The organism is Nocardia cyriacigeorgica (assembly GCF_029868385.1).
GTDB classification, from domain to species: Bacteria; Actinomycetota; Actinomycetes; order Mycobacteriales; family Mycobacteriaceae; genus Nocardia; species Nocardia cyriacigeorgica_F.
This window is the reverse complement of sequence record NZ_JARWNX010000026.1, coordinates 1-20,532: the sequence shown is the minus strand read 5'-3', so window position 1 is coordinate 20,532 and position 20,532 is coordinate 1. Positions and strand designations below refer to the sequence as shown.

Annotated in this window: 16 protein-coding genes; 5 read left to right on the top strand and 11 right to left on the bottom strand. The window is 68.0% G+C overall.

All coding sequences use genetic code 11. The features are described 5' to 3' along the window. Positions 1-119 precede the first annotated feature (119 nt). Positions 120-947: a mycofactocin-coupled SDR family oxidoreductase gene (locus QH168_RS04780; RefSeq protein ID WP_280233184.1), complete on the bottom strand. Its 828-nt coding sequence runs from the start codon at positions 945-947 to the stop codon at positions 120-122. Positions 948-1,196: 249 nt separating this feature from the next. On the opposite strand from QH168_RS04780, the gene QH168_RS04775 reads away from it, so the two are divergent. Next, positions 1,197-2,429 carry a cytochrome P450 gene (locus tag QH168_RS04775; RefSeq protein ID WP_280233183.1) on the top strand — a complete coding sequence of 411 codons (1,233 nt, stop codon included), beginning with the start codon at positions 1,197-1,199 and terminating at the stop codon, positions 2,427-2,429. Between the two features lie 142 nt (positions 2,430-2,571). On the opposite strand, the gene QH168_RS04770 is transcribed toward QH168_RS04775, so the two are convergent. Next, positions 2,572-2,778 (bottom strand): DUF397 domain-containing protein, encoded by a 207-nt coding sequence (locus tag QH168_RS04770; protein ID WP_280233182.1) that lies wholly within the window; start codon positions 2,776-2,778, stop codon positions 2,572-2,574. Then, on the bottom strand, positions 2,768-3,700 hold the full coding sequence (locus tag QH168_RS04765; RefSeq protein ID WP_280233181.1) for a helix-turn-helix domain-containing protein: 933 nt from the start codon (positions 3,698-3,700) through the stop codon (positions 2,768-2,770). Before QH168_RS04765 ends, QH168_RS04770 begins: the two co-directional genes overlap by 11 nt. Before the next feature lie 207 nt (positions 3,701-3,907). Here QH168_RS04765 and QH168_RS04760 point away from each other — a divergent pair, with 207 nt between their 5' ends. Then, positions 3,908-4,441: a DNA-directed RNA polymerase subunit beta gene (locus QH168_RS04760; protein WP_280233180.1), complete on the top strand. Its 534-nt coding sequence runs from the start codon at positions 3,908-3,910 to the stop codon at positions 4,439-4,441. A 6-nt stretch (positions 4,442-4,447) separates the two neighbouring features. Next, complete coding sequence (locus QH168_RS04755; RefSeq protein ID WP_280233179.1) at positions 4,448-4,933, top strand: hypothetical protein; 486 nt, start codon at positions 4,448-4,450, stop codon at positions 4,931-4,933. 53 nt (positions 4,934-4,986) lie between these two features. Here QH168_RS04755 and QH168_RS04750 read toward each other — a convergent pair whose 3' ends face one another. From QH168_RS04750 to QH168_RS04715, 8 genes are all read right to left on the bottom strand, one after another. Next, a complete protein-coding gene (locus QH168_RS04750) occupies positions 4,987-5,412 on the bottom strand; it encodes a type II toxin-antitoxin system VapC family toxin (protein WP_280233178.1) in 426 nt (141 codons plus the stop codon). Further along, positions 5,409-5,621, bottom strand: coding sequence for a type II toxin-antitoxin system VapB family antitoxin (locus QH168_RS04745; protein WP_280233177.1), 213 nt, complete (start codon positions 5,619-5,621; stop codon positions 5,409-5,411). The genes QH168_RS04750 and QH168_RS04745 overlap by 4 nt, the downstream gene beginning before the upstream one ends. Before the next feature lie 251 nt (positions 5,622-5,872). Then, positions 5,873-9,682, bottom strand: coding sequence for a multifunctional oxoglutarate decarboxylase/oxoglutarate dehydrogenase thiamine pyrophosphate-binding subunit/dihydrolipoyllysine-residue succinyltransferase subunit (locus QH168_RS04740; RefSeq protein WP_280233176.1), 3,810 nt, complete (start codon positions 9,680-9,682; stop codon positions 5,873-5,875). Positions 9,683-9,787: 105 nt separating this feature from the next. Beyond that, entirely contained in the window at positions 9,788-13,882 is a 4,095-nt protein-coding gene (locus QH168_RS04735; RefSeq protein WP_280233175.1) for an ABC transporter ATP-binding protein, read from the bottom strand. A gap of 409 nt (positions 13,883-14,291) precedes the next feature. Next, positions 14,292-15,074, bottom strand: coding sequence for an ABC transporter permease (locus tag QH168_RS04730; RefSeq protein WP_280233174.1), 783 nt, complete (start codon positions 15,072-15,074; stop codon positions 14,292-14,294). Next, positions 15,071-16,066 (bottom strand): ATP-binding cassette domain-containing protein, encoded by a 996-nt coding sequence (locus QH168_RS04725; protein ID WP_280233173.1) that lies wholly within the window; start codon positions 16,064-16,066, stop codon positions 15,071-15,073. Before QH168_RS04725 ends, QH168_RS04730 begins: the two co-directional genes overlap by 4 nt. Beyond that, the gene (locus QH168_RS04720; RefSeq protein WP_280233172.1) at positions 16,063-16,800 is read right to left on the bottom strand and encodes a hypothetical protein; all 738 of its coding nucleotides are present in this window, start codon (positions 16,798-16,800) and stop codon (positions 16,063-16,065) included. Before QH168_RS04720 ends, QH168_RS04725 begins: the two co-directional genes overlap by 4 nt. A gap of 165 nt (positions 16,801-16,965) precedes the next feature. After that, on the bottom strand, positions 16,966-17,991 hold the full coding sequence (locus QH168_RS04715) for a glutathione S-transferase family protein (protein ID WP_280233171.1): 1,026 nt from the start codon (positions 17,989-17,991) through the stop codon (positions 16,966-16,968). A gap of 50 nt (positions 17,992-18,041) precedes the next feature. Between QH168_RS04715 and QH168_RS04710 the strand changes: the two genes are divergently transcribed. Then, on the top strand, positions 18,042-18,836 hold the full coding sequence (locus tag QH168_RS04710) for an enoyl-CoA hydratase/isomerase family protein (protein WP_280233170.1): 795 nt from the start codon (positions 18,042-18,044) through the stop codon (positions 18,834-18,836). Between the two features lie 113 nt (positions 18,837-18,949). Beyond that, complete coding sequence (locus QH168_RS04705) at positions 18,950-20,263, top strand: class I adenylate-forming enzyme family protein (RefSeq protein WP_280233169.1); 1,314 nt, start codon at positions 18,950-18,952, stop codon at positions 20,261-20,263. Positions 20,264-20,532: the final 269 nt, after the last annotated feature.

The following is a 20,532-nucleotide window of genomic DNA, read 5'->3' as shown; positions in this document are numbered from 1 at the left end:
GCGCTGTCTGTATCGAATAGCCCTGTGGGATAGCTTGATTCGATAGATCCTCTTCGAGTCGACCACTCGCTGGGCCATGAGGGGGATGGCTCGGTGGGGCCGCGGTCGGTCTGGTGGCGCTACAGCGCTCCGCCCGCGTCGATCAGCTGGGTGGTGCCGGTGATGTAGCGGCCGCTGTCGGAGACGAGGTGCAGGATCGTCGCGGTGATGTCTTCCGGTTGGAGGGCGGCGACGGGGAGGCGGTTGAGGGTGCGGGCGGCTTCTTCGAAGTCGGCGCGGTCGGGGGTTTCCAGGTCCGGGCGGAACAGTCGGTAGGTGGCGTCGTTGAGGATCATGTCGGTCGCGACGGTGGTCGGATGCACCGTATTGACCCGGATACTGTGCGGTGCGAGCTCTTTCGCGAGCACTTTCATCAACATCACCAGCCCGGCCTTCGACGCGGAGTAATGCGCGACGTTCTCGTTGGCGTACATCGCGGCCAATGAACTCGTGATGACGACCGATCCGCCGCGTCCGCCCTCGATGATGTGCGGCACCGAAGCTTTCAGCGATTTCCACACACCGGTGAGATTGATATCGATCATGTTCTGCCAGGTGTCCTCGCTCATCTCGAGCGTGGGCGCCGGGCTCGAGATGCCCGCGTTCGCGATGACGATATCCAGACGGCCGAACGCCTCCACGCCCTCGGCGATGACGGCCTCCAGGGCCGGATAATCGCGGACATCGGCGTCACGTGCGATGATCCGCCGTCCGGTGGCCTCGACCAGCCGGACCGTTTCGGCCAGATCATCGGCGTCGGCCAGCGGGTAGGGGACGGTATCCACTGTCGCGGTGGTGTCGACCGCGATGATGTCGGCGCCCTCCTGTGCGAATCTCACTGCGTGACTTCGCCCCTGCCCCCGCGCTGCGCCGGTGATGAATGCGACCCTGCCGTCCAATGTGCCCATGAGCTACTCCGAATCCGCGCCGACGACTGCGATGCCGGTCGCTGCCGCGAGAATATGGCACGGACTGTCAGAAGTCGAGGGGTCCGACCTCCCCGGCTGCGGCAAGACGGCGCTCGGCCAGCGGGAGAGCCGACGGCTTATGATCTTGGTACCGCAGCGCAGCGGTCACCGGCCGAATCGTCACCGGGCCGGATTCTCGATCACCCGTGCCGATAGCTACTCAACCGTGCTTGGAGCAGGTCAGTGACCATGACACCGGAGCCAGTGCATCAGAACGCCTCACCCGGACGAATCGATGACGAACGGGTGGCCCTGTATTCGCCCGAATTCAGCGCGGATCCACACAGCGCCTACCGCGAGATGCGTGCGCGCTACGGTTCCCTGGTGCCGGTGGATTTGGCGCCCGGCGTCCCCGCGACACTGGTGATCGGCTATCGCACGGCACTGAATATTCTCAATGATCCCAGCCGTTTTCCCGCCGATCCGCGCACCTGGGAGCGCGACATCCCCGACGACTGCCCCGTGAAACCGGTGCTGCAATGGCGGCCGAACGCGCCACGCTGCGCGGGCAAGGAGCACGCGCGCTATCGCGGGGTCACCACGGCCGCGCTCGACGGCGTCGACCTGCACGCCCTACACGCGACCGTCGAGCGGTTCGCGGTGCCGCTGATCAATTCGTTCTGCCTGGACGGTGCCGCGGATCTGGTGAGCCAGTACGCGTTTCCGCTTACCTTCGAGGTCATCAACGACATGCTCGGTTGTCCGCCGGGGATCAGTGCGAAGGCCGCGGCCGGTACCGCAGCCATCTTCGACGGCGTCGATTCCGAAGAGGGCAACCGGATGTTCGGCGAGGCGGTGAGCGAACTCGTCGAATACCGGCGCAGCGAACCCGGCGACGACGTCACCACCCGACTGCTGCAACACCCCGCCGAACTGGACGAGGTGGAGATGACGCACCAGGTCCTCGCCCTCTACGGCGTGGGCATGGGCCCGATGCAGAGTTTGATCATCAATACGCTGCGGTTGATCCTGGCCGAGGACCGATTCGGCAACGACGTCCTCGGCGGCGCGCTGTCCACCCGCGACGCCCTCGACGAAGTGCTCTTCGAAGACCCGCCGTTGCCCAACGCCAGCGTCACCTATCCGAGGCATCCGATCCTGCTGGAAGACGTCTGGCTCCCCGCCCACGAGCCGGTGGTGATCAGCCTGGCAGGCTGCAACAACGATCCCGAGGTCAGTGCGGGCGACCACACCGGCAACCGCGCACACCTGGCATGGGGCGCCGGTCCGCACGCCTGTCCCGCCCAGGCCGCCGCCTACCTGATCGTCCAGGACGCCATAGACCAACTCTTGGACGCTCTCCCCGAAATCCGCCTCTCCGTCCCCGCGGAAAACCTCACCTGGCGCCCCGGCCCCCTCCACCGCACCCTCGCCGCCCTCCCGGTCACCTTCCCGCCCACCCCACCCCTCCCCATCCTCTGACCACCCCGTCGAGTGGCACCTGACTGCGGGGCCCACTCGACGTTTGCCGCAGCCAGGTGCCCTCGACGGGTGCAGCTGGGTGAATGGAAGAAGCCGCCGGATGTCCGGCGGCTTCTGGTGTTCGCGGGGGGGGGGTGCTCGTTCAGGGGCGGTCGAACCGGCCGCGCTTCGCGCTGGTGAGGAAGTCGTCCCAGGCGGCGGGGGTGAAGACGAGGGCGGGGCCGGTGGGGTTCTTCGAGTCGCGGACGCCGGTGTGGGCGTTGTCGAGGTGAGCTACTTCGACACACTGACCGTTGGATTCGCTGCGGCTGCTCTTGAACCAGCGGACTCCAAGAGGGCTATTGGTCACGCTCGTACTCCTTTGCCTTCTTTCGCAACAGGTTTCGGGTCGCTACTTCATCGAGGGAAGCACGACGGAGCCGATCGAAGGCCAGCCTGTACCTATCGACGATGTGCTCCTTCTCGGAGTAGCTGTCGTTCGTGTGGCCCTCCAGGTAGACGGTAGTGGGCTCGATCGGAATTCCCCGACCGTCAGTATCGAAATCTAGAATGACAAACGAGCCGAGTTGATCTCCGCCCGGCATCCCGGCGGAGAACGGCACCACACGGACGGTGATGTTTGGTCGGGTACTCATATCCGCGACATGTTTGAGCTGTCCTGCCATCACGGACGGGCCGCCGATCACGCGATGTAAGACTGTTTCGGAGAGGATTGCGTCGAACTGGACTGGCCGGGTCTTTCGGGTCAGAAGCTGCCGTCGCCGTAACCTCGGCCCCATTCGACGATCCACATCGTCAGGTGACTCGTTGGGCAGTGCTTCGGCTACGAGTGTGCGCCCGTATTCTCTGGTCTGAAGAAGACCTGGCACCAGGTCAGGTTCATAGGTCGATTGGCGACGGGCAGCCGACCCGAGTCCCAGGTATACGAAGAACCTCTCGGGAACCACCCCTCCGTACTCGCACCATGATTGTCTCCCAGCCAACTCGCTTGCTAGGCCCCGTAACTCGGCTGCCCGAGGCTCCTCGATCCCATATATCTCGATCAAGCCCTCCAGATCCCGAATGCGGATCTTCTGATTCTGCCCCTTCTCGATGCGGTGCAGGCTGCTTTTGCCCCACTCCATGAGCGTCGCTGCGTCTTCGAGGGTCATCCCCATTCCCTCGCGTGCATCACGCAGACGTTTGCCCAGCTGGCGTCGAGTGACGGTGCTGTCGTGGTCTGGCAAGTCTTCCCCTGTGGCTGGTAGTTCCTCCCGAATCGGGAAAATCATCCATCCGATTCGGCACCGATGCTGACGATTTGGGGAGATTTCCCCTCAAAACGATTCTGAACTCCTCTCTGAGCCGCAGATGCGGTGTCCTTATAAGTGTGCCCGGGAGGGGAGCGCCCCATGTGAGACCCTCCCGCTCCTGGTGCGGTCCCACGTATCGGGCCGGGCGCACCCCATCCAACTACTCGACGATGCAGAGGTCTTGCGATGCGACTCGATTCGTTCGGCGACAATCCGTCCAGTCGGTGCGTGTTCTACCGCGAGGTGTGCGGGTTGGATGCGCTCGTGCAGGCGGGTACCGGTCGAATTCTTGTGCAGGCCAAGGGGGTGTGGTGTGTGCGGATGCCGGGGGTGCTCGGGCAGTCGGTGCGCGCCGATATGCATGCGCGGCGGCAGGCGGTGGGGCCGATCATTTCGCATCCGCGGTCGGGGTCCTGGTCTTTCCTGGTGCGGCCGGATGTTTCGGTGCCATCCGCCTTGTCGGCGCAGCTGTTCCGGGTGCGGGTCGCGGTGCTCCGGGCGGGCGCCGAGATCGCGTTGCCCTCGCCCGCGGACCGTCAACCGAATCTGCGGTATTGGCTGGAGCCGCCGCGTGACCGCTATCGCCCCTCGGCGGCGCTGATCCTGGCCTCGCTCGCCCGCAGCCTCCCGGCCCGCGCCATCGACGTGCGGCTGCTCGATGTCACCGACACCGACTCCAACGCCCCGGCTCCGAACGGGCCCGCACTCCGCGAACGGTAGGAACCCATGTTCATCGATATGGAACGCCCGCTGCCCACGGCGGACGAGCTCATCTCCGCCATGGAGGGCCATGTACCGCACGATCATTCACAACTGCTGATCCTGCGTGCGGCATGGTTGCTCGCGAACCTGCACCAGTGGGTCCGGCCCGATAACGTCACCACACTCGCCGGTGTCAGCGGCAGTGAAGTGCTGTGGGATATCGGCATCGCCGAAATCGAAGACATCGTGCGCGCCGCCATCACCGACCGCGTCAACCGCCAGGCCTGCACCGTGCACAACCGCGTCGGCCTCGCCGTGGACGAACTGGCCCGCGCCTGGCAGTTCTGGCGCCACCGCATGAACCACCCACCCGCCCACGCCGCCACCCTCCTCGACCTCGATTTCGAAGCCGCCGACTACCTCGCCGCCGCCCGCGCCGCCTACGACCGCATCCGCACCGGCGACGACTGGCTCCCCACCCCCGGCCCCGATAACCACACGACAACCTGATCTACCGCGCGCCACGGGGCCACAGGATATTCAGATGGTGTGCGGCCTGCTGCTCACGGCTGCACTCGGAGCTGCTCGAGTTCGGGCACCGCTCGATGAATCGTCAGGAAGTCGCGGTCGTTGTGCACGACGGTGGCCGCATGCCGCAAAGCCGTCGCGGCTATCTGAACTTCGGTGGTTTGCGCTCCGCGGCCCGCGCCGATCTTCCACAGCGCCTTTCGAATGCGTGCCGCCTCGCGCTCGACGGTCTCATCGGTTGTCAGCCAGTGGAACACCGAGCCGTACAACTCGGTGATGAAGGTGAGGTCCTGCGCGTTGCGGGCGCTGAACCGCGCCTCGTCCATGGTCACCATCGACGAACACAGCACTCCCGAGACCGCCAGGCGGTCTACCGCAAGCTTGACCGGTTCGCTTGTCCGATAGTGGGACATGACCGAGTGATCGATCAGGTAGAGGGGCCGCGAGAACGGGGTGGTCATTCGCTGCTTCGCCGCTCATCGGCGAGTTCGTCCGCGGTGAGGAAGGGATTGTGATTCATTCGGGAGAGCCTGCTCAAGGCTTCACGCTGCCGATAGCCCTGGACGAGTTCGTTCATGGCCAGGTTGATCACGGCCTTCTTGGTGGTCAGCCCGGTCAGTCGGAGCGCTTCGTCCAGAACCTCATCGGGGATGTCGACCGTCGTTGCCATCAGCTTCCTCCGATATTGCGAGATACTCGTATTCATAATACGTGTTATTCGTAATATCGGTGGGTATGGGTGGCTGCGAAGCGCTGAGCAGGTCATGGACCTGCGGCACCCGCAGAGTGGCACCTGGCTGCGGGGTTACTCGACGTTTGCCGCAGCCAGGTACCACTCGATGCTGAACGGCCGCCGCCGGGCCGAATCGCTCTGTGGGGGAGAGGGTTCGGCCCGGCGTCGGGGGTGTGGGGAGAGGGTGATCAGGCGGTCGGTTCGAAGGCCTCTTCGATGATCTCGGCCTGCTCCACGGCGTGCACCTTGCTCGAACCCGAGGACGGGGCCGACATGGCGCGGCGCGAGATGCGGCGCAGCTTGCCGAAACGCTCCGGCAGCAGCTCGGGCAGGTTCAGGCCGAAGAACGGCCATGCGCCCTGGTTGGCCGGTTCCTCCTGCACCCAGGCGATATCGGTGGCGTTCGGGTAACCGGCCAGCGCCTCGTTCAGACGGAACTTCGGCATCGGGTACAGCTGCTCGATGCGCACGATGGCGACGTCTTCGCGCTTCTGCTTGGCCTTGGCGGCGGCCAGCTCGTAGTAGAGCTTGCCGCTGGTCAGCAGCACTCGCTTGACCTTGCCGCGATCGCCGATGCCCTGCTCGTAGGTGGGCTCGTCGAACACCGAGTGGAACTTGCTCTCGGTGAAGTCCTTCAGATCGCTGACCACGGCCTTGTTACGCAGCATCGACTTCGGGGTGAAGACGATCAGCGGACGACGGATGCCGTCGAGCTGATGGCGGCGCAGCAGATGGAAGTAGTTCGCCGGGGTGGACGGCACCGCCACCGTCATCGAGCCCTCCGCGCACAGCTGGAGGAAACGCTCGATACGACCGGAGGTGTGGTCGGGACCCTGACCCTCGTGACCGTGCGGCAGCAGCAGCACGACCTCCGAGAGCTGACCCCACTTGGCCTCACCGGAGGAGATGAACTCATCGATGATGGACTGCGCGCCGTTGACGAAGTCACCGAACTGCGCCTCCCACAGCACGAGCGCGTCCGGGTTGCCCAGCGAGTAGCCGTATTCGAAACCGACAGCGGCGAATTCGCTCAACGCCGAATCGTGCACCGCGAACCAGCCCGGATTCGCCGAGCCGATGTTGTGCAGCGGGGTGTACTCCTCGGCCGTCTTACGGTCGATGATCACCGAATGACGCTGGGTGAACGTGCCACGACGGGAGTCCTGGCCGGTCAACCGCACCGCGCGACCCTCATCGATCAGGGTGCCGAAGGCGAGCAGCTCGGCGAAGGCCCAGTCGACCTTGCCCTCGTAGGCCATCTCGCGACGCTTCTCCAGCACCGGCTTGACGCGCGGATGCACGTTGAAGCCTTCCGGCACATTGAGGAACGCGTCGCCGATGCGTTGCAGCACCGACTTGTCCACGGCGGTCTGCACCGTCGCGGGCACCTTCTGATCGTCCTCGACCGATTCACTGGGCTCCGGCGAGTACTTCTCCAGCTCGCGGACCTCGTTGAACACGCGCTCCAGCTGGCCCTGGTAGTCGCGCAGCGCGTCCTCGGCCTCTTTCATGGAGATATCGCCACGGCCGATCAGGCTCTCGGTGTAGCTCTTGCGCACCGAGCGCTTGGTGTCGATGACGTCGTACATGTACGGCTGGGTCATCGACGGGTCGTCGCCCTCGTTGTGGCCACGGCGGCGGTAGCAGATCAGGTCGATGACCACGTCCTTGCGGAACTTCTGCCGGAAATCGACCGCAAGGCGCGCGACCCAGTCGCAGGCCTCCGGATCGTCACCGTTGACGTGGAAGATCGGCGCACCGATGAACTTCGCGATATCGGTGGAGTATTCGGTGGAGCGGCTGTTCTCCGGGGCGGTAGTGAAACCGATCTGGTTGTTCACCACGATGTGGATGGTGCCGCCGACGCGGTAACCGCGCAGACCCGACAGGTTCAGCGTCTCGGCCACCACACCCTGACCGGCGAACGCGGCGTCACCGTGCAGCATCAGCGGCATGACCGAGAAGCCCTCGGGGCCGTCGCCCTTGTCCAGCAGATCCTGCTTGGCGCGCACCAGACCCTCGAGCACCGGGTCGACCGCCTCGAGGTGCGAGGGGTTCGCGGTGAGCGAGACCTCGATCTCGTTGTCGCCGAACATCTGGAGGTAGGTGCCGCGCGCACCGAGGTGGTATTTCACGTCACCGGAGCCGTGGGTGGCCGCCGGGTTCATATTGCCCTCGAACTCGGTGAAGATCTTCGAGTAGGGCTTGCCGACGATATTGGCCAGCACATTCAGGCGGCCGCGGTGCGGCATACCGATGACGACCTCGTCGAGCGAATGCTCGGCGCACTGGTCGATCGTCGCGTCCATCATCGGGATGACGGCCTCGGCGCCTTCCAGCGAGAACCGCTTCTGCCCGACGTATTTGGTCTGGAGGAACGTCTCGAACGCCTCGGCCGCGTTCAGCCGGTTCAGGATGTACTTCTGCTGGGCGACGGTCGGCTTGACGTGCTTCTGCTCGACGCGCTCCTGAATCCACTCGAGCTGGTCGGTCTCCAGGATGTGGGTGTACTCGACACCGACGTGGCGGCAGTAGGCATCGCGCAGCACCGAGAGCACATCGCGCAGCTTCATCCGCTCCTGGCCGTGGAAACCCGCCACGTCGAAGGTGCGGTCCAGGTCCCACAGGGTGAGGCCGTGCTGGGTGACGTCGAGGTCGGGGTGGCTGCGGAACTTGTCCTTGACCAGGCGCAGCGGATCGGTGTCGGCCATCAGATGGCCGCGGTTGCGGTAGGCGGCGATCATCTCGAGCACGCGGGTGCTCTTGTCGACGCCGCGCTCCTTGACGTCCTTGCGCCAGCGCACCGGCTCGTACGGCACGCCGAGACCGTGGAAGATCTCGTCGAAGAACTCGTCGCTGATCAGCAGCTGGTGGATGGTGCGCAGGAAATCGCCGGATTCGGCGCCCTGGATGATGCGGTGATCGTAGGTCGAGGTCAGCGTCATCAGCTTGCCGACGCCGAGATCGGCGAGCCGGTCATCGCTCATACCCTGGAACTCGGCCGGGTACTCCATCGCGCCCGCGCCGATGATGGCGCCCTGGCCCGACATCAGCCGCGGCACCGAATGCACGGTGCCGATGGTGCCGGGGTTGGTGAGCGAGATGGTGACGCCGCTGAAATCCTCTGCGGTGAGCTTGCCCTCGCGGGCCCGGCGCACGATGTCTTCGTAGGCGGTGTGGAACTGCCCGAAGGTCATCTCCTCGGTGCCCTTGATGGCGGCGACGACCAGCGAGCGGTTGCCGTCCTTACCCGGCAGGTCGATGGCGAGACCGAGGTTGGTGTGGGCGGGGGTGATGGCGTTCGGCTTGCCGTCGACCTCGGCGAAATGCCGGTTCATGTTCGGGAACGCCTTGACCGCCTGCACGATCGCGTAGCCGAGCAGATGGGTGAACGAGATCTTGCCGCCGCGGGTACGGGCCAGATGGTTGTTGATGACCAGACGGTTGTCGATCATCAGCTTCGCGGGGATGGCCCGGACGCTGGTCGCGGTGGGAATGCTCAGCGAGGCCGACATGTTCTTCGCCACCGCGGCGGCCGCACCGCGCAGTACCTTCGCCTCGTCCGCCGCGGCGGCGGGCTTGGGCGCGCCGGAGGTGGGCGCGGCGTTGGAGGTGGGGGCCGGAGTGGTCTTCGGCGCGCGCGCCTGCTGCGGTGCGGGCGCGGCCTTGGCGGGAGCCGCGGCAGCCGGAGCCGTTGCGGCGGGCGTGGGCGCCGCCTTCGGGGCGGGTGCTGCGGCCTTGGGCGCGGGCGCCGGAACGGGCGCGGAGTTCACCGGTGCGGTCGTCGCAGCCTGCGCGGGTGCCGGGGCCTGCGCTGGCGACGGCTGACCGGCGGCGGCGTCACCGGAAGCGTCGGGGGTGTAATCGGCGAGGAACTCGTGCCAACTTGCATCGACCGATGATGGATCCTTCTTGAACTTCTGATACATCTCGTCGACTAGCCACTGGTTCTGTCCGAACTGGGAAGTTGAGCTGCTCACAGCAGGTGTTCGCCTCATTTCGTTCTTCGCGCTGCGACGTTGTGACGTGCCCGGCACGGGGATCGGCGGATACGCGCCGATGCGCCCTCTGTCGAGGATAGGCCCAGCCCCGAATTGGTGGTGCTACCGACCGGCGGACAGGCCGCTCCTCACAGGTGACGACTCGTCCTCTGCTGAGAATATTCCCTCCCTTTCTCCGGCCGCTGCCCAGAGCCGGGCATATGCCCCACGCGCGGCCACCAACTCCTCGTGGGCGCCGATTTCGGCGATCCGGCCGTGGTCGACGACGGCGATCCGGTCGGCGCGCGCCGCCGTGGCCAGCCGGTGCGCCACCACCACCGTGGTCCTGTCGCGTGCCAGTGATCTTGTCGCTACCAGCACCGATTCCTCGGTTGCCGGGTCGAGGGTGGCTGTCGCCTCGTCCAGGAGCAGCAGGTCGGGGTCGACCAGTTCGGCTCGGGCCAGGGCGATGAGCTGCCGCTGCCCGGCCGACAATCCGCGTCCGCGCTCACCCACCGGTTGGCTCAGTCCGAGCGGTAAGGCGGCGATCATCGGGGTCGCACCGACCGCATCGGCGGCGGCCGCTATCTCTTGTGCGGTCGCCGATGGTTTCCCGAATGCAATGTTGCTGGCGATGTCGCCGGTGAACAAGTGAGGTTCCTGCGGGACGATGCCGAGCCGGGCGCGATAGTCGCCGAGGCGGTAATCGCGCAGATCCACCCCGTCCACCCGGACCGCGCCCGCACCGTCGGGCGGTAGGTCGTACAACCGGGCGAGCAGTTTGACGATGGTCGATTTGCCCGCGCCCGTCGCACCGACCAAGGCCAGCGTGGAGCCCGCCGGGATATCCAGTGTGACGCCGTCGAGCGCGAGCTGCTCGGTGCCCGGATAGCCGAAGCGCACCCGGTCGAGGGCGACGGCGCCGTTCAGTCGACCGGTGACGGTGACGGCATCGGCGGGATCGGCGGCGATCGAGGACTCCGTGCGCAACAGCGCGCCGATCCGTCGCAGACCGACCTTGGCCTGCTGGTAGCCGTCGAAGACCTGGGACAGATGCTGCACCGGGCCGAACAGCAATTCCAGATAGAGCACGAACGCGACGAGCGTGCCCGCGCTGGTGGCGCCGCTCGCGATCTCGCGGGCGCCGACGAACACGACCATGGCCAGCGCCAGATCCGACCAGGCCGCGATGAACGCGAAGTACACCGCGATGGCGCGCTGGGCCCGCATCCGACTGTGCCGGTAGCGCTCGGAGTATTCGGCGAAGCGGCGCGCCGCGAGCGGTTCGTGCCGGTAGGCCTGCACCGCGCGTAGACCGCTGATGTTCTCCTGGAAATCGGCATTGACCGTGGAGACGTGTTCACGCGAGATCGTGTAGGCCGCCGAGGACACCCGCCGGAAGACCACCGTCGCGAGCACCAGCGGCGGCAACACCCCGAGCAGCACGACCAACGCCAGCGTGTAGTCGATGACCAGCAGCGCCATCGCGATCGCCACCAGCGACAGCGCGCTCACCAGCGCCGTCGACACACCGGTCTGCAAGAAAGTCGACAGCGCGTCCACATCGGTGGTCATCCGGGTCATGATCCGGCCGGACAGTTCACGCTCGTAGTAGTCGAGCCCGAGCCGCTGAATATGTGCGTAGCTGCGGACCCGCAGCCCGTAGAGCACACGCTCGCCGGTGCGGGCGGTGAGCCTGGTGGTGGCCGCGCCGACGATCCATCCCGCCAGCACCAGTACCGCGCCGAGCGCGGCGGCCCGCAGCAGCGCGCTCGACTCGCCCCCGCCGACCCCGGCATCGATCGCGTACCGCACGATCGGCGGGAACCCGATGCCGATCAGGGCCTCCAGCGCCAGCAACACCATCACCGTCAGTACCAGGGCACGTACCGGCCACAGCAACCGGAGCAGCCGGAAACCGGGGTCGGGTGTGCGTAGCCGCGTGTCGTCGAGGCCGGGTTCTTCGGTCGCCGGTGGTAGCCGTTCGATGGTGCGCCGCAGCTCCGGTGTCTCGCTCAGATCGGCGGCCGCCGCCCGGCCCGCGCCGCGCGTCACCCGCCGCGGACGCTCCGGGACCACAGCAACGGCGCCGGGCTGGGCGTAGGCGGGCGCAGGCAACCGGATCACCCGGTCGGCGTGAGCGAGGGTGGATTCGCGGTGGGCCAGGATGATCGTGGTGCGCTCGCCTCGATCGGGGAGCGCGTCGAAGATCGCGGTCTCGGTGACGGCGTCCACGGCGGAGGTGGCGTCATCGAGGATGAGAATGCGCGGACGGGCCAGCAGTGCGCGCGCCAGGGCGATGCGCTGGCGCTGGCCGCCGGACAGGGTGAGCCCGCGCTCACCGACCACGGTGTCGTATCCGTCGGGAAGCTCGCCGATGAAATCGTCGGCCGCGGCCTGTTTCGCCGCCCACCGGATCTCGGCATCGGTGGCCTCGGGGCTGCCGAGAGCGATATTCGCGGCGATGGTGTCGGAGAACAGGAACGGGTCGTCGAAGACCACACCCATCGCGGCGCGCAGATCGCTCGCGCGGAGCCGGGCGATGTCGACGCGGTAGTCCGTCGGGCCGCTGCGGTCGGGGTCGCCGGTCATGTGGTCGGGGTCGCCGGTCATGCGGTTGGGGTCGCCGGTCGCCGTGCTCGGACGGTCGCGGGGGCCATCGGTGCGCTCGGCCGTGCGATGGGCGGGCATCCCCGGATCGGTGGTCGCGTGTGGTTCAGCGGCGCGTGGTGCGCGGATCTCGACGTGACGGTCCGGTTGTCCTGCCACGCCGCCGGGTACGGGGTCGCCGGTCGAGAGGGCAGTGAGATCACGGCTCGGTAGTACGTCGTCCGATGCGGTGTACTCGGATGGGGGCAGTGTGTTCGGCGCGTCCGATCCGGTGTGGCCCATGGTCGCGCTCGGGTGAGGGCTCGGTGGGTCCACGTGTGGTGCGCAGTGCCCGGTCGGTCTCCCGGTGTGGCCGGTCGGCGCGGATGTCGCTGCGCCCGGTGCGGCTCCGAACAGGTGGATGGCGCCCGAATCGGGGGCGTAGAAGCGGGGCAGGAGCAGCGACAGGGTGGTCTTGCCCGAACCGGCGGGGCCGATGATCGCGACCGTCTCACCGGGGCGGACCGTGAGGTCGAGATCGCGCAGGACCGGGCGGTCGGGGTCGAATCCGAAGGTGAGCGCCGCCAGGTCGATGCCGAGGGGGCCATCCGGAAGATCGGACGGATCATCGGGATCGGCGACGGTGGGCGCGGCGTCGATCACCTGATACACCCGTTCGGCGGCGGCCCTGGTGAGCTGGGCCATGATCACCACCGAGGCCATGGTGCGGGCGGTGGTGGTCATGGTGGCGACGTAGGCGGTGAAGGCGAGGAAGGTGCCGAGACCGATGCTGCCGCGGATGGCGAGCAGACCGCCCAGCCCGACCACCGCCACCAGCCCGATCTGCGGGATGGCCGCCAGGGTCGGCGCGAAGCGGGAATTGATGACGGCGGCCCGCATGCGTTCGGCGAACAGAGTGCGGCCGTGGCGTTCGAGCAGATCGACCATCCGCGCTTCCTGACCGAATCCCTTGACCACGCGCACACCGGTCACCGTCTCCTCGACGTGCTGGGCGAGATCGGCGGCCCGCTGCTGCGCCGACCAGGTGGCCGCGTACAGCCGGGGACGAATCCGGTAGACCACCACCGCGACGGCGGGCACCACCAGCAGCGCGACCGTGGCCAGTAGCGGCGACAGCCACATCATCACCGCCGCCGCCAGCACGAATTGCAGTAGCGACATCCCCGACAGCGGCGCCATTGCCAGCAGACCCTGCACCAATTGCAGATCGGTGATCGACCGCGAGACCACCTGTCCGGTGCGGATGGCGTCCTGTCCGGCGCCGTCGAGCCGTTGCAGCGAACCGAGCAGATCCACCCGTAGCGAATGCTGGACGTCGAGCGAGAGCCGTCCGGCCAGCAGCCGTCGTCCGAAGGAGGCGGCGAATCGTCCGACAGCCAGCAGCACCAGCAGCGCCGCGACGGTGCCGATCACATCGGTATCACCGATCCCCGCCGCGTCGACCGCGCGTTTGGTCAGCAGTGGAGCGATGATCTCGGCTGCCGCCCCGGCCAGCACCGCCGCCGCGATCCCGGCGACGGTCCGCCGATGCTGCCAGCTCTCCAGCCACAGCCGCCTGATCCAGCCGGGAGACCCGGCCTCCGTCCCCCCAGCTGATTTCGTGCTCACCCGCGCCGATCCATTCACAACCAGCCCCCCGTCGACCACCCCTCACCATCTGCCATCGACCTTAACTACGCCCACCGACAAATTATTTGTTCCCCAGCGCTGGTCCCGGCCCCCGGACAAGGCTTCCCCGGCAGCCGATGAGGCGGAGGGGGAGGCTCGATTGCGCGGATCGCTCACTCAGACCGACGAAGGACCGACCCGGCTCGGTGCCGCAGCGGCAGAAAGCTGGAGAGGAGATGACGACACTCGACTTCGCACGTTCGGCCAACTCACCGGTACACCCGAACCGCCGCAGATGAAGGCCCCGGCATCCCAGGGGGCGACGGCCACCTACGAGCGCCGGCGACCCGCGCCCGACGCAACGTCTGAGCACCCCGGTCCGGCCGGCGTCGCGCAGAGAGTACAGCCCTCAGAGATCGCGCGAACGCACCGACCACCAGCCCGCGGCACCGACCCCGATGGTCCACAGCAGCAGCACCACGACGGCCGCGGGGGTCGGGGCCAGCAGGTCGGCGTCGGCGAAGGAACCGACGAAGATCGTGCTGATGGTCGACGATCCCGGTAGCAGGGTGGCCAGGCCGGAGATGCCGATTCCGGTCGCCACCAGCCAGATCAACGGTTCGATCACCAGGACCCAGCCGAGGACGGCCGCGACGCCGTTGCCGGGGGAACGCAACAGTAGTCCGGCGCCCGCGCCGATCAACGACCAGCACACCGTGGCGATGAGCCCGCCGCCGAACACCGCGAACAGCTGTGCGGTGATCTCGAATTTCCCGCGGCCGAATGCGAACAGGCAGGCAAGGGCGACGATCTCGACCGCGACTGCCGCTACCAGTGCGAAAGCGGCGGTGACCAGCAGCTTCGCGCCGACGAGCCGGTCGCGATCGGGGGTGAACATGGCGGTCACGGCCATGGTGTCATGCCGGAATTCGCCGCCGGCGCTGGCCGCGCCGTATCCGGCGGCGGCCAGGATCACCGCGATCAACGCCAGATACAGGCCGATCGTGGCGGAGCCGGTGGCCGGTTCCCCTCTCGGATCGGCCTGGCCGGACAGGATCGCGGTGACCGAGCTGGTGACCACGGCGATGGCCACCACCAGCGCGGCCAGCAGCCGCGGCCAGCGCAGCGTGGTGGTCTTGCGCAGTTCGGAGTTGATCGCCGGGACGAGGTCCGCGGACAAGACGTCGATCATCGTGGAATCCCGTACGGCATCGGTGACGGTTGCGGTGGGCGAGCGGGGTGCTGCGGTGCGGCGGTGCCGTAGATCACCGGCCGGTTGCGCGCCGCGGTGGTGAGCGAGGCCAGTACCCGATCCGGGTGGATGGGGTCGGCGACGATGCTGTCGATGCGGACCGCGGCCGCACCGGCCACCGCCGCGATCTGCTCCTGGCTTGCCTCCGCGACCGCGAGCCTGCCGTCCTGCCGGATGACGGCATCGGTGTATCCGGCCACCGCCAGTGCCGTGGCCAGCGCGATCGCCGAGGACGACGCCACGACCAGCCGGTCGGGATTGTTGCGCCGCAAACGTGCCGGGCTGCCCTGATAGGCCACCGCGCCGTCGCTGAGCACGATCAGGCTGTCGGAGAACGGCAGCACCGCGGCCAGGCTGCGCGCACTGACCAGCGCCGTCCCGCCGCGTCCGGTGTGGCCGCGCAGGAAATCCGAGAGCCAGGCGTGCTCGACACCGTCGAGGTCGAGGGTGGGATCGTCGAGGATCAGCAGCCGCGGATTCGGCAGCAGCGCCGTGGCCACCGCGGCACGCAGCTGCCGGCCCGGACTCAGCCCGTCGGGTTTGGTGCGCGCGAAATCGGTGAGGCCGGTGCGGTCGAGGACTTCGCGGACCCGGCGGTCCGGCAGTCCAGCGGCGGCGGCGTAGATGCGGAGATGGTCGCCGATGCTGCGGCCGGGGTGCAGTCCGCGCGGATCGAGCACACCACCCACCGCGGGCGCGTCGTCGGGACGCGCGCCGACCTCGTATCCATCCACCTCCACCGTTCCCGAGGTGGGTTCGAGCAGGCCGAGCAGCACGCCGATCACCGTGGTCTTGCCCGAGTTCTCCGGACCGACCAGGGCCGCGATGGTGCCCGGCGCGACGGTGAACCCGACATCGTGCACCACCTCGGTGAGGTCGTAGCGCTTACTCAATCCGCGAACGGCGATCGCCTGCGGTCGGCTGGCGCTCACCGGGACGCGGCCGGTGGCTGCGGAAACGCCGGCGCCGCTTCCAGCGCGGTGAGCGGATCGGCGTCGATGATCTTCGGCTGATCGGCCGGGAACCGGGCCGGTGCGGGCCCGAATGCCCTGCGCGCGTTGGCGATCGTGGCCTTGCCGAGGGTCCGGTTACCCGCACCGCCGATGACCGCGCCGATACCGGCGGGCAGCACCTTGCCCGCCATCAACGCGGCGCGCTTGGTGAGGAACCGGACGATGAACCGTTTCAACAGCGAATCGTTCATCCCCGACAATCCGGGGATGCGGGTCGCGAACGCGGTGCCCCAGTTCTTCGCCGAATGCCCGATGCTCTTCTGCACGATCTCCATACCGGTGTCGCCGAGCACGACCGCGAGCACCAGCGCGCGCCGCTGCTCCTTGTCCTGCGGCCGCACCCCGTGCACGGCGGCGACGGCGAGGGTGAACACCGCGGAGGCCTCCATGAAGAAGGTGGTCTCGGCGCTGACCGCGGCGAGAGCCGCGACCGTGCCGACACCCGGTACCGCCGCGGTGGCGCCGACCGCGCTGCCGCTGCCGGTCACCGCGAGCAGATACTGCTTCTCCAACCGCTCGATGATCTGTGCCGGGTTCTCCTCCGGATGCGCGCGCCGCACCCTGGCGACGTACTTGGCCACCGCGGGCGCCTGTAGGCGGGATCCGGTGTCGAGCAGCTCGACCACCGCTTTTTCGAACGCCTTGGTGAACACGGCCTCATCCTCCTTATCGGCCTCTGCTGCGCAACTGTAGGGCACCTGCGCCGTCAGCTCGTTCTGACAACGGATTACCCCCTGTCTTCGGTTCCGACCCCACGACGTGCACGACCTCACGGTGAGCCGAGTCACCGGCTCCCGTCCATCGGCGATCGTGGCGCGCTACTGCGGTCCGCGCAGCGCGGGCACCCGTTCGCTCAGCGGGGGTGGGGGCGGTGGGGTGCCGTCACCGAAGGGGCTGCCGCCGAGCGCCTCGCGCCCGTGCGGGGTCAACCAGTTCGTCAGATCGGGGCCGTCGGGCACGATCTGAGTGGGATTGATGTCGGTGTGCACCACGTAGTAGTGGGTCTTGATCTGCGCGAAATCGACCGTGTCGCCGAATCCCGGCGTCTGGTAGAGGTCGCGGGCGTAGGCCCACAGCACCGGCATCTCGCTGAGCTTGGTGCGGTTGCATTTGAAATGGCCGTGATAGACGGGATCGAACCGGACCAGGGTGGTGAAGAGCCGGACATCGGCTTCGGTGATGGTGTCGCCGACCAGATAGCGCTGCCCGGCCAGACGCTCGGAGAGCCAATCGAGGGCGGTGAACAGCCGGTCGTAGGCCGCGTCGTAGGCATCCTGGGCCCCGGCGAAACCGCAGCGGTACACCCCGTTGTTGACCTCGGTGAACACCCGGCGGTTCACCTCATCGATCTCGGCGCGCAGATCCGCCGGATACAGCCGCGGTGCGCCCGGCCGGTGGAATTCGGTCCATTCGGTGGAGAAATCCAGGGTGATCTGCGCGTAGTCGTTGGTGACCACCTGGCCGGTCGGTACATCGACCATGGCGGGCACGGTGATACCGCGTGGATAGTCGGGAAAGCGGGCCAGGTAGGCCTCACGCAGCCGGTGGATGCCGAGCACCGGATCGAGCCCGCCCGGGTCCAGATCGAAGGTCCAGCTCAGCTTGTCGTGGGTGGGGCCGCACAGTCCGAGCGAGATGACCTGCTCCAGACCGAGCAACCGGCGCACGATCAGCGTGCGATTGGCCCACGGGCACGCGCGCGCGGCGACGAGCCGGTACCGATCCGGAACCACCGGATAGCCGTCGGTGCCGTCCGCGGTGATCCGGGTGGTGATGTAGTTGGTGTCGCGCTTGAACTCGCCCGGCTCGACGTAGGTGCCTGCCTCCGATTCCGCCTTGGTCACACCGACAGTCTCGCAGATCCGAGCCGCGCCCATGCCCTTACGCTGACCGGATGAGTGACACCAAACCCACCAGACTGGAACGCGCGACCATCGGCGACGGCGCCGAGGTCGCCACGCTGACGCTGGCCAGCCCGCCGCTGAATCTGTTCGACCAGGCCATGTTCGACGCACTCGTCGCCGATATCGCCGAGTTGACCGCGCGCCCGCCGCGCGCGCTGCTGCTGCGCGCGGAGGGCAAGGTCGTCTCGGGTGGCGTCGATGTGCACACCTTCGAAGGGCTCACCGCCGAACAGGGCGCCGAACTCTGGCGCGATCTGTTCGCCCGCATCTGCCATCCGCTGGAGGCGCTGCCGTGCCCGGTGGTCTTCGCCGCACACGGTCTGACCCTCACCGCGGCGTTCGAGATCGCGCTGGCCTGCGATCTGATCCTGGCCGCGCCGAAAGCGAAGTTCGGTCTGGTGGAGATCGTCGTCGGGTTGACGCCGTCGATGGGCGGCCCGCAGCGTCTGGCCGAGCGCGCCGGTTCCGGCCGCGCCCGCGAACTCGTCATGACCGGCGACCTCTACGATGCGGCGACCATGGCCGACTGGGGTGTGGTGAACGCGGTGCACGAGGATCTCGACGCCGCGGCGACCGCGCTGGTGCACCGGCTGGCGCAGGGGCCGACGCGCGCGCATGCCGCGACCAAGAAGATCGTCGAGGCCTGGCGTTCCGGCGGTGTGGCACACGCCGATTCGGTGACCCCGCAGGTGTCGGGAGAACTGTTCGCCACCGAGGATCTGCGTGGCGCCGTGCGCAGCTTCCTGGAGCTGGGACCGGGTAACGCGACCTACTCGGGACGCTGATCCGCCACGCCGGGCGCATGACGACACGGAAACTTTCGCCGACTACTCCCTCGTATTTGTGATCTGCGTCATATAGTCGCAGTGCCTGACGGTTCGAAGCACGCGGAGGTCCGATGAGAGACGGCACAACGAGGCTCATCGGGCTGGGCGTGACCGACAGCGCCGAGGATCCGGCCGGTCTGCTGGTCGAATACCCGGCGGGGGAGTGGGCGGCCGATCCGCTGGCACGCGGCGCCGACGGCGTCCTGCGCTACGGCAACCTCACCCCCGCCCTCACCGAACTCCTCGATCTGCAAGTGCACGCCTTCGCCACCCGCGAAGCCGTGGTCGAGATCGGCGGCCCCCGACTCACCTACCGCGAGCTGTGGCATTCCGCCTCGCGGATCGCGGGCGGATTGCAGGAGCACGGCATCGGCTACGGCGATCGGGTCGCGGTCCATCTGCCGGTCGGCGCGCGCTGGGTGCAGGCATTCCTCGGCGCGTTGCTCAGCGGCGCGGTGCCGGTGCTGGTGCACGACGGGCTGTCCTCGGCGGTCGCCGAACGGGTGATCGCCGACAGCGGCGCCGATTTCGTACTCGGCGCCGGTAGCCGCGGCTGCGCCGCGACGAGGACCGGTGGTGTCGCCGAGTCCGAACTCCCCGACGGCGCCGCCTTCATCGATGACGGCGCGGCCCTCGACGATCTCGCTCTGCTCTGCTACACCAGCGGCGCCGCCCCCGGCCCGGCCCTGCCCAAGGGCGTCGAACTCACCAACGAAAACCTGCTCTCGGCCATACGTTCGGTGGTGGCGGCACTCGATCTGCCCACCGACGGTATGCGCAATCTGGTGCTGCTGCCCTTGGCGCACGCCAGCGGCTGTGTCGACCAGCTGCTGCCGACCTTCGCCGTCGGCGGCACCGTGGTGCTCGCGCCCGATCACGGCAGGCTCGCCGAAACCATTGCCGCCGAACGGATCGACATGATCGCGGCGACCCCGCGGATCCTTGGCGCGCTGCTGCCCGAGCTGGCCGCCGAACGGGCCGACGGATTGCGCACCGAGGGCGTAGCGCGCATCAGCACCGCAGGTCATCGCGCCGAACGGGTGGCGGCGGCTGGCGCGGCCGAACTGCGTGCGGTCTTTCCCGACGCCAGACAGTGGGCGGTGTGGGGCGCCACCGAGACCAGCGGCATCGGCCTCGCCGTCGACGATTCGGTGACCGAGTCCGGTGACAGGGTGCTCGGATTACCCTTCGGCGGTACCGAATTGGCGCTGTGGGGGCCGCGTGCGGCCAGCGGCCACGGTGAATTGCTGTGCCGTGGCCCGAATGTCACGCGCCGCTATTGGAACGATCCGCAGACCACCGCCGACCGCTTCACCGGCACCTGGTTCCACACCGGCGATCAGGTCACCATCGGCGCCGACGGTCTGGTGCGCCGCAGCGCGTGAGGACGGCGGTGGTGGGGGGCCCGGGGGGGGGCGCCCCCCCCGCCCCCCCGCACCACCCCCCCCCCAGCACCACCGCGGCCCCGCCCCCCCCCCCCGCCCCGGCCCCCCCCCCGCCCCCGCGGGGGGGGGGGCGGCCCCTGGCGTCCGCCACGCGCGCGGGGCGTGCCCGGCGGCTCGGGGGCCCCCCCCCCCCCGGCCGCCCACCACCGCCGTCCTCACGCGCTGCGGCGCACCAGACCGTCGGCGCCGATGGTGACCTGATCGCCGGT

What these genes read in the sequence shown, in the direction of transcription:
- QH168_RS04740 (WP_280233176.1), bottom strand. Translation starts at nt 9,682, where the DNA reads ATGAGGCGAACACCTGCTGTGAGCAGCTCAACTTCCCAGTTCGGACAG.
- QH168_RS04775 (WP_280233183.1), top strand. Translation starts at nt 1,197, where the DNA reads ATGACACCGGAGCCAGTGCATCAGAACGCCTCACCCGGACGAATCGAT.
- QH168_RS04755 (WP_280233179.1), top strand. Translation starts at nt 4,448, where the DNA reads ATGTTCATCGATATGGAACGCCCGCTGCCCACGGCGGACGAGCTCATC.
- QH168_RS04745 (WP_280233177.1), bottom strand. Translation starts at nt 5,621, where the DNA reads ATGGCAACGACGGTCGACATCCCCGATGAGGTTCTGGACGAAGCGCTC.
- QH168_RS04750 (WP_280233178.1), bottom strand. Translation starts at nt 5,412, where the DNA reads ATGACCACCCCGTTCTCGCGGCCCCTCTACCTGATCGATCACTCGGTC.
- QH168_RS04710 (WP_280233170.1), top strand. Translation starts at nt 18,042, where the DNA reads ATGAGTGACACCAAACCCACCAGACTGGAACGCGCGACCATCGGCGAC.
- QH168_RS04760 (WP_280233180.1), top strand. Translation starts at nt 3,908, where the DNA reads ATGCGACTCGATTCGTTCGGCGACAATCCGTCCAGTCGGTGCGTGTTC.
- QH168_RS04765 (WP_280233181.1), bottom strand. Translation starts at nt 3,700, where the DNA reads ATGATTTTCCCGATTCGGGAGGAACTACCAGCCACAGGGGAAGACTTG.
- QH168_RS04730 (WP_280233174.1), bottom strand. Translation starts at nt 15,074, where the DNA reads ATGATCGACGTCTTGTCCGCGGACCTCGTCCCGGCGATCAACTCCGAA.
- QH168_RS04780 (WP_280233184.1), bottom strand. Translation starts at nt 947, where the DNA reads ATGGGCACATTGGACGGCAGGGTCGCATTCATCACCGGCGCAGCGCGG.
- QH168_RS04705 (WP_280233169.1), top strand. Translation starts at nt 18,950, where the DNA reads ATGAGAGACGGCACAACGAGGCTCATCGGGCTGGGCGTGACCGACAGC.